We start from the raw sequence: 1188 nt of genomic DNA on the forward strand, positions 1-1188 counted from the left end.
TCCCTTCAAGACCTGATGCTGTCCATCAACACGGGCCGTGTCGCGCCCATACCCGGCCGAAGGTTCGGACGGCAGCTTTGCGCTTCCATTTCTGTCGTTAGGCCTGGCTGTGAATTCTCCGGAAGCCGTCATTCGCGTTGTGCAAGAAAGATGTCTAATTTCGAGGAGAGGCGGTCTGTCGGCTTTCGGTAATAGGCACAGTGCAACAGAATCTCGCGAAGCGGTTCGACTGGCCTAGCAAAACTTCTGCTGAAAAAATATACCTGTGGCATGACCGATGCCAAGAAACGTTCAGAGCAACATCTTATCGACCAACAGGGCGAGCATCTCCTGCGTGCAAAGCTACCGCAGCATTGGGTCTTACGTGAGTATCGGCCTGACTACGGACTGGATTTCACCATCGAACTCTTCAAAACTGGAGAAAAGGAAGAGGGACGTCCTAGGACCTACTAGACCCTGGGAGAGCACGTGTTTGTCCAGCTCAAGACCGTTGCGTCGCCAAGGCCAGCACCTCTGTCAGTGTATGAGCGGGGAAATGTTGAAAAGGCTGTCGAACTGTTGGACCGATCGCAGAAGATCGCAAGTATCGACACCTATCGGTTTCAGCTTGAAACCTCGGAGTTGGTGACCGTAGAGCGAATGGGTATCGGTGTGCCAGTGTTGCTGGTGATCGCGGATTTGACTGCGAAACGATGCTCATTCGTTTGTTTGAACGATTACATCGATAAGATCTTGGTGCCTCGACATGAGGATTATCGAGTGAAAGCCAGCCGCATGATCCATGTACCAGTCAGGAACGAGATTGGCAGCGAATTCGGACAGGTTTCGATGGCGGTGGTATGCAAAACGGCCTAAGCTACTCGCGGCCTTTCAGCGCTTTACATATCAGTTCTCAGAATTGCGATGGGCAGAAGATGGAGACTGGCGAACGCTCGCAAACTATTTTGCTCGCCGTATCGCGGCCTATGATTTTTGGGATGATACGGAAATGTGCCGTCTCATTCCGTACCTAGGCATGGGGTTGCGCAGGTTCATGGAAAGTGGGCAGCCGGGATATTTTCCGGTACAGAAAGATGTGGATACGGACTTGTTAAGAGCCCACTACGAGAAACTGGATGTCTTTGAACTTTGGCGTCAGCTTTCACTTTTACCAAAGACGTACGATGTTGATTTTCACTGAGAACTGAC

General features: G+C 51.3%; 1 protein-coding gene. It reads left to right on the top strand.

Annotated elements, in window-relative coordinates:
* The first annotated feature begins 468 nt into the window (after positions 1-468).
* The gene (locus B4E36_RS17950) at positions 469-855 is read left to right on the top strand and encodes a hypothetical protein (protein ID WP_292051565.1); all 387 of its coding nucleotides are present in this window, start codon (positions 469-471) and stop codon (positions 853-855) included.
* The last annotated feature ends 333 nt before the right edge of the window (positions 856-1188 follow it).

Source organism: Martelella sp. UBA3392, from assembly GCF_002358775.1.
GTDB lineage: Bacteria > Pseudomonadota > Alphaproteobacteria > Rhizobiales > Rhizobiaceae > Martelella > Martelella mediterranea.